General features: G+C 43.0%; 7 protein-coding genes. All 7 read left to right on the plus strand.

Annotated features, from left to right (window positions below):
* The first annotated feature begins 151 nt into the window (after window positions 1-151).
* The 7 genes from ROSEINA2194_RS09190 (at window position 152) to ROSEINA2194_RS09220 (ending at window position 7,182) form a co-directional block, all read left to right on the plus strand.
* Window positions 152-1,432 carry a S1C family serine protease gene (locus ROSEINA2194_RS09190; protein WP_007886003.1) on the plus strand — a complete coding sequence of 427 codons (1,281 nt, stop codon included), beginning with the start codon at window positions 152-154 and terminating at the stop codon, window positions 1,430-1,432.
* A gap of 32 nt (window positions 1,433-1,464) precedes the next feature.
* The gene (locus ROSEINA2194_RS09195) at window positions 1,465-2,415 is read left to right on the plus strand and encodes a 3'-5' exoribonuclease YhaM family protein (RefSeq protein ID WP_007886005.1); all 951 of its coding nucleotides are present in this window, start codon (window positions 1,465-1,467) and stop codon (window positions 2,413-2,415) included.
* A gap of 9 nt (window positions 2,416-2,424) precedes the next feature.
* On the plus strand, window positions 2,425-3,852 hold the full coding sequence (gene rlmD, locus ROSEINA2194_RS09200) for a 23S rRNA (uracil(1939)-C(5))-methyltransferase RlmD (RefSeq protein ID WP_007886010.1): 1,428 nt from the start codon (window positions 2,425-2,427) through the stop codon (window positions 3,850-3,852).
* Between the two features lie 649 nt (window positions 3,853-4,501).
* Window positions 4,502-5,419, plus strand: a complete 918-nt coding sequence (locus ROSEINA2194_RS09205; RefSeq protein ID WP_007886014.1) for a helix-turn-helix transcriptional regulator — start codon at window positions 4,502-4,504, stop codon at window positions 5,417-5,419.
* Window positions 5,416-6,102: a GyrI-like domain-containing protein gene (locus ROSEINA2194_RS09210; RefSeq protein ID WP_007886016.1), complete on the plus strand. Its 687-nt coding sequence runs from the start codon at window positions 5,416-5,418 to the stop codon at window positions 6,100-6,102. Before ROSEINA2194_RS09205 ends, ROSEINA2194_RS09210 begins: the two co-directional genes overlap by 4 nt.
* A 4-nt stretch (window positions 6,103-6,106) precedes the next feature.
* Window positions 6,107-6,853 carry an N-acetyltransferase gene (locus ROSEINA2194_RS09215; protein ID WP_007886018.1) on the plus strand — a complete coding sequence of 249 codons (747 nt, stop codon included), beginning with the start codon at window positions 6,107-6,109 and terminating at the stop codon, window positions 6,851-6,853.
* 11 nt (window positions 6,854-6,864) lie between these two features.
* Window positions 6,865-7,182, plus strand: a complete 318-nt coding sequence (locus ROSEINA2194_RS09220) for a TfoX/Sxy family protein (protein ID WP_007886019.1) — start codon at window positions 6,865-6,867, stop codon at window positions 7,180-7,182.
* The last annotated feature ends 46 nt before the right edge of the window (window positions 7,183-7,228 follow it).

Below are 7,228 nucleotides of genomic sequence, written 5' to 3' on the forward strand. Positions count from 1 at the left end.
GGCAAAAAAAGAAAGTATTGCAAGCGTATGTGTTTCAATTTATAATATAGATTGGTATGATTTTTCATGTATGGATCAAAAAGTAAAACAGATACAAGCTTGATTGCATTTGAAGGTGCGGCAGGAATGTCACTGCCTGGAAAGGAATATCATGCAGGAAAACAAACAGGATAAATATGAATTTATCAGTGAAAAAATAAAGGAAAAACCAGTGAATAAAAAGAAACTGGTATATCACGTATGCTTTGTCGTACTTCTGGCAGTTTTATTTGGAATTGTGGCGAGCGTTACGTTCGTGCTGTGCCAGCCGAAAATAGATGGTATGCTTCATCCGAAGGAAGATCCGACCATCACGATCCCAAAAGATGAACCGGAACAGGAGACGGAAACGGAAGAGCCGGATACGGAGACAGAAACAAACGAACCGGATTCTGAGCCACAGATCGTGTACGAACAGCTTACACTGGATGATTTCCAGACATTGCAGAATGAGATGTATGCGATCGGGAAGCAGGCAAACAAGTTTATCGTGGCAGTGACAGGGGTAAAGAGCAATACAGACTGGTTCAACAATGCCTATGAGAGCAAGGGACAGGGTTCCGGTATTATTATTGCAAACAGTGGTCAGGAGCTGTTGATCCTGACTGAGAGAAAAGTGATCGCAGAAGCGTCTTCTGTCTATGTGACCTTTGTCAATGACACATCAGTAGAGGCTTCCATCAAGAAATACGATGGAAATACAGGAATTACTGTACTCAGTGTTCCGGTGGATGAGATCGACAATGATACCATGAATCTGATCTCAGTCGCAGTGCTTGGCAACTCGCTTGCCATCACACAGGGAACGCTTGCGCTTGCGGTTGGAAGTCCGCTTGGAACGAATTATTCCATTTTGACAGGAAATATCACTTCCTCTGCTTATTCCATTTCCACAATTGATGCGAATTATGATATTTTCACAACGGATATCGTGGGAAGCAAAAACGGAAGTGGGGCACTTATCAATTTAAACGGCGAAGTGATCGGTCTTGTCACACAGGGATACAGCAGTGAGGGCGATCAGAATACGCTGACAGCAATCTCTATTTCAGAATTGAAACCGGTGATCGAGATGTTGTCCAATAATAAAGATATTCCATACATCGGTCTGGAAATCACTACAGTTACCAATACAATCGCAAAAGAGAATGATATTCCAAAGGGCGTTTATATTAAGGAAGTAAAAATGGATTCGCCGGCGATGGCAGCAGGACTACAGAGCGGTGATGTCATTACAGAGATTGACGGGGAAGCGGTGATCTCGGTTGATGGATATCAGACAAAATTGCTTTCCCTCACACCGGGCGATGTGGCGGAGGTCACGATTCAGAGACAGGGAAATGATGGTTATACGGAGATTAAATGCCCTGTAACGGTCAGTGTTTTACAGTAATACAAATACATAATTTGGAGGTAATAATTGTTATGAAATATATTGAAAGTCTCCGCGAAGGCGAGAGGATTAATGAGATTTACCTGTGCAAGACAAAACAGTCTGCGCTGACGAAGGCAGGCAAACCTTACGAAAACGTTATTTTACAGGATAAAACAGGAATCCTGGATGCAAAAATCTGGGATCCGGGTTCTGTTGGAATCGATGATTTTGATTCGTTGGATTACGTTGCTGTTATGGGAGATATCACAAGTTTTCAGGGGAATTTACAGCTCTCCATCAAGCGTGTCAGAAAAGTGCAGGAAGGGGAGTATGATCCGAAGGATTATCTTCCGGTCAGCGAGAAAAATATTGATGAAATGTATGAGGAACTGTGCGGTATTATCCGTTCGGTGAACAATCCATATTATAAAAAACTGTTAAGCAGTTTTTTCTTAGAGGACAAAGAGTTTGAGAAACGTTTCAAATTCCACTCCGCAGCGAAAACCGTTCATCATGGTTTTGTGGGTGGATTGTTAGAGCATACGCTCAGTGTGACAAAGCACTGTGATTATTTTGCAGCTTATTATCCTATGTTAAACCGCGATCTGATTGTGACTGCGGCGATTTTCCATGACATCGGAAAATTGGAAGAATTATCTGTTTTCCCGGAAAATGATTACACAGACGAAGGACAGCTGTTAGGTCATATTATGATCGGGGCAGAGATGGTCGGAGAGCGTATCCGCACAATCGAAGGTTTCCCGGTCCGCATGGCAAACGAATTAAAACATTGTATTCTCGCACATCACGGAGAGCTGGAATATGGTTCGCCGAAGAAGCCGGCACTTGCAGAAGCACTGGCGCTCAGTTTTGCTGATAATGTGGATGCGAAGATGGAGACAATTCGTGAAATTTTTACCAATGTACCGGAGAACAGTGTGGAGTGGCAGGGATTCAACCGTCTGCTCGACAGCAATATCCGGAGATCCAGTCTGAAATAGGAAAGAAGAATGAATAAAAACGATATTATTACATTGAAGATTGAGGATATGGGAATTGACGGAGAGGGCATTGGAAAGATAGATGGCATGACTTTTTTCGTCAAGGATGCCGTGATCGGGGATGAGATCGAGGCGCGTATTACCAAGCTGAAAAAGAATTATGGCTATGCGAGAGTGGAGCAGATCCTAAAGTCGTCTGAGTTCCGCACGGAGCCAAAATGTGAACTGCACAGACGCTGCGGCGGCTGCCAGATTCAGGCGATGGACTATGCAAAACAGCTGGAGTTTAAGGAGAACAAGGTAAAAAATAATCTGGTACGCCTCGGGGGATTTGATGCAGACTTTGTGGATTCTGTGACGGAGCCAATCGTTGGCATGGAGGAGCCATATCGTTACCGCAATAAGGCACAGTTTCCAATCGGAAAAGATAAAGATGGAAATATCATTGCAGGGTTTTACGCCTCGCGCACGCACAGCATTATTCCGGTCAAAGACTGCATGCTTGGCGTGGCAGAGAACCGTGAGATTTTAGATGCAATCCTTTCCTATATGCGTGAATGCCACATAGAACCCTACGATGAGACAACCGGAAGAGGGCTTGTACGCCACGCACTGATCCGCTATGGTTTTACGACAAAAGAAATCATGGTATGCCTTGTCGTTAACGGCAGGAAACTTCCGGCACAGAATGTGCTTGTGGAGAAGTTGCAGGTAATTTCCGGCATGACAAGTATTTCCATTAATATTAATCAGAAGAATACGAATGTGATCCTCGGCGAGCAGACCGAGGCTATCTGGGGACAGTCTTACATTACGGATTACATTCATTTAAGGGACTGCACAAATTTTGAGCGGACAGGAAAAGCAATCTCCTATCATATCTCACCACAGTCTTTTTATCAGGTGAACCCGGAACAGACCGAGAAGCTTTACAGCCTTGCGTTAGAGTATGCAGGACTTACCGGAAAGGAGTCCGTCTGGGATCTGTACTGCGGAATCGGAACCATTTCTTTATTCCTTGCCGGAAAAGCAGGGCATGTGTATGGAGTGGAGATCGTACCACAGGCGATTGCCGATGCAAAGGACAATGCAAAGCGGAATGGATTTTCCAATACCGAGTTTTTTGTTGGAAAAGCAGAGGAAGTGCTGCCGGAATTTTATGCGGAGCATAAAAATGAAAAGACAGATATGCTGCACCCGGATGTGATCGTGGTTGATCCTCCGAGAAAAGGCTGCGATGAGAAATGTTTAGAGACAATACTTCTGATGAAGCCGGAACGTATTGTTTACGTGAGCTGTGATTCTGCGACACTGGCAAGAGATCTTAAGGTGCTGGCGGAAGGCGGATATGAGGTGAAACGTGTCCGGGCTGTGGATCAGTTTGCGCATACAACACATGTAGAGTGCGTGACATTACTCCAAAGGAAAGATATCTAAAAATCCTTGAATTTAGGCACTTTGTAGAGTTTTTCAGTTTCAACAAAATTGGTGAAAATCACAGGGAAAAAGAGCTTGTGAGGAAAGTAACTGTTGTTGCAGCGCTAGACCTCGGTTGTTGGAACACAAAGAATTCTGAATATGAAAGTAAATAGAGAGCTATCAGATATATTGATAGAAAATAGGGATACTTCAAAAGAGTGTCCCTATTTTTTATATTAGGGCATTCCATTAGGAGTGCCTTTTTCAAGTTTGCGCGCCAAGGGCGTTCTCTAACAGGTGCAAGTCCTGAACATGTCTGGTGCTAGAATATCCAGATAGTGGGAAGTGTATAGTCGAGCAGCAAGGGTGTCTGTCGTGAGGTGGAATCTAAACGAGTGGATTAGGAATATATAATATAGACAAAACGAAAATGACATGAACGGAGGAACAATGCAGTGGAGAAGGTTATAACACTTGAGGAAGCATTAAAAAGAATGAAAGATTACATATTAGAAAACCTGATGTTTCGGAGGCTTTTTGTTCATGACAATAGAATGTTTGCGGAGCGTGCATTCTATTGTATACAAAAAAATTTTTGTGGATATAATAAACATGACATATAGTTGTCGTGTTATGTTGGATATGATATGTATGGAGTGTGGAAATTATGAAGATAGATAGGCTTATTGGGATATTGTCAATCTTACTGCAGGAAGAAAAGACAACAGCGCCTGAATTGGCAGAAAAATTTGAGGTATCCCGCAGGACAATAAACCGGGATATTGAAGACCTTTGCAAAGCTGGCATTCCAATAAGGACGGCACAGGGAACCGGTGGTGGTATTAGTCTTATGGACGGATATCGTATGGATAGGACAATTTTAACATCCAAAGATATGCAGATGATCCTTGCGGGGCTGAGGAGTCTTGACAGTGTGAGTGGGAACCGATACTATGGTCGGTTGATGGAGAAAATCCTGACCGGATCATCAGAGTTCATCAGTGGAAGAGACTCTATGTTGATTGATTTGTCTTCATGGTATAAAGGCTCTCTTGCCCCGAAGATCGAGGTAATCCAAAATGCAATAGAAAACAGGCATACCATACAGTTTATGTATTATGCCCCATCCGGAGACAGCAACCGAAGGATAGAACCGTATTATCTGGTTTTTAGGTGGTCAAGCTGGTATGTATGGGGTTGGTGTTTAGACCGTGAAGATTACAGGTTGTTTAAGTTGAACCGTATGGATTGTGTTGTTGAAACAGACCGTGGATTTCTGTGCAGAGATGTACCAATGCCGGATTTGTCAAATGAGAAGATATTTCCGGGTGGGATAAAGGTAAAAGCTCTTTTCACACCAGATGTGAAGTGGCGGTTGGTTGAAGAATTTGGAGCGAACTGCTTTACAGAAACAGACGATGGAAGGCTGCTCTTTTCAGCAGACTATACGGATATGGAAAACCTTGTGACATGGCTTATGACATTTGGAGCAAAGGCTGAGGTGCTTGAGCCGGAAGAAGTGCGGGACATTATTCGCAGGAATGCAGAGGAAATATTAAAAATCTATGGAGGATTAGGAAAATGACGTTTGATTATAAAAAAGAATATAAAGAGTTTTATATGCCGAAAGGCACACCGTCTATCGTAACTGTTCCGAAAATAAACTATATAGCGGTAAGAGGAAGCGGCAATCCAAATGATGCAGACGGAGAATACAAGCAGGCTATCGGTCTTCTATATGGAATTGCATTTACGATTAAAATGAGCAAAAAGGAAGACCATCAGATTGACGGATATTTCGATTATGTCGTGCCGCCATTAGAGGGATTCTGGTGGCAGGGTGAGCGGCGTCCGGGGGACGCCATGCTGCGAACCGACCGAGCCGGCAGGCGAGACGGAGTATCTGGAATTGATTATGCTCGTAAGGAAGATTTTAAGTGGATCTCTGTTATTCGCTTGCCAGATTTTATTACCAGGGAAGATTTCGACTGGGCTGTCAGGAAAGCTACGGCAAAGAAAAAACAGGATTTTTCTAAGGTTGAGTTCTTTCTCTATGATGAAGGATTATGTGTACAATGCATGCATATCGGATCGTATGACGATGAGCCTGCTACGGTAGATGCAATGCACAGATTTATGGAAGAACAGGGATATACACTTGATATAACGGATCAGAGGATGCACCACGAGATTTATCTGAGTGATGTGCGGAAGGTAGCGCCGGAGAAGCTGAAGACTGTAATCAGGCACCCGATAAAGAGGGCTTAAGGGTATGGAATATATTAGAGTTACGAAAGAAAATCTTGAAAAGGAGCACATTTGCTGTGCCATTTCCAACAATAAAGATATTCAGGTATCATCAAAGAAGGCATGGCTTGCGGATAGATTTGATGAAGGTCTTGTGTTTCTTAAGAGCGTAGAACGCGGCAAGTGCTTTATTGAGTACATACCTGCGGAGTGTGCATGGAATCCAATCGAAGCACCTGGTTATATGTATATTAATTGTTTGTGGGTGTCCGGATCTTTCAAAGGTCATGGATATTCAAGTGACTTACTTTCCGAGTGTATTGAGGACAGCAAAGAAAAGGGGAAGGAAGGCCTATGTATTCTTGCGGCAGCAAGGAAAAAGCCATTTCTGGCAGATCCGAAGTTTCTAAAATATAAAGGATTTGAAGCTTGTGATGAGGCTGATAATGGAATCCAGCTATGGTATCTGCCATTTGAAAAGAAAACTGAGCCACCGGTGTTCAAGAAATGTGCAAAACACCCTCATATAAATGAGCGCGGCTATGTTCTTTATTATACAAACCAATGTCCTTTCAATGCAAAGTATGTACCAATCTTGGAAGAAACCGCTCAAAAGAATGGCATTCCATTCAAGGCTGTGAAGATCGAAAGTAGGAAGGATGCTCAGAATGTACCAACGCCGATCACGACTTATGCGCTATTTTGCGATGGGGAGTATGTTACGAATGAGCAGATGAATGATAAGAAATTTTTAAAGCTGGTGAGCAGATAGGAGAAAACAACATGGCATCAACAAAAGAATATCTAGACTTTGTTCTGGAACAATTATCAGGACTGGATGAGATCAGCAGTTGGGCAATGATGGGAGAATTCATTCTTTATTACCGTGGAAAGGTTTTTGGCGGAATATGTGATGACAGACTTTTGGTAAAGCCGGTTCCGGTGGCGGTGAAAATGATGCCGGATGCTGAGATGGAACCGCCGTATGATGGTGCGAAAAAAATGATTCTGGTTGATGATGTGGATAATCGGCAGTTTCTGTGTGAATTGGTTGAGAGTATGTGGGAAGAATTGCCGAAGAAAGAGAAAAAGTGCAAGTAAGACTTGATAAAATCGAACGAATATTCTATATTAACAGCGGAGATTT

Origin of the sequence: Roseburia inulinivorans DSM 16841 (assembly GCF_000174195.1) — a bacterium.
Lineage (GTDB): Bacteria > Bacillota > Clostridia > Lachnospirales > Lachnospiraceae > Roseburia > Roseburia inulinivorans.

Bases quoted from the DNA above. Each gene is read 5' to 3' on its own strand.
- ROSEINA2194_RS09190 (WP_007886003.1), top strand. From the start codon at position 152: ATGCAGGAAAACAAACAGGATAAATATGAATTTATCAGTGAAAAAATA.
- ROSEINA2194_RS09195 (WP_007886005.1), top strand. From the start codon at position 1,465: ATGAAATATATTGAAAGTCTCCGCGAAGGCGAGAGGATTAATGAGATT.
- rlmD (WP_007886010.1), top strand. From the start codon at position 2,425: ATGAATAAAAACGATATTATTACATTGAAGATTGAGGATATGGGAATT.
- ROSEINA2194_RS09205 (WP_007886014.1), top strand. From the start codon at position 4,502: ATGAAGATAGATAGGCTTATTGGGATATTGTCAATCTTACTGCAGGAA.
- ROSEINA2194_RS09210 (WP_007886016.1), top strand. From the start codon at position 5,416: ATGACGTTTGATTATAAAAAAGAATATAAAGAGTTTTATATGCCGAAA.
- ROSEINA2194_RS09215 (WP_007886018.1), top strand. From the start codon at position 6,107: ATGGAATATATTAGAGTTACGAAAGAAAATCTTGAAAAGGAGCACATT.
- ROSEINA2194_RS09220 (WP_007886019.1), top strand. From the start codon at position 6,865: ATGGCATCAACAAAAGAATATCTAGACTTTGTTCTGGAACAATTATCA.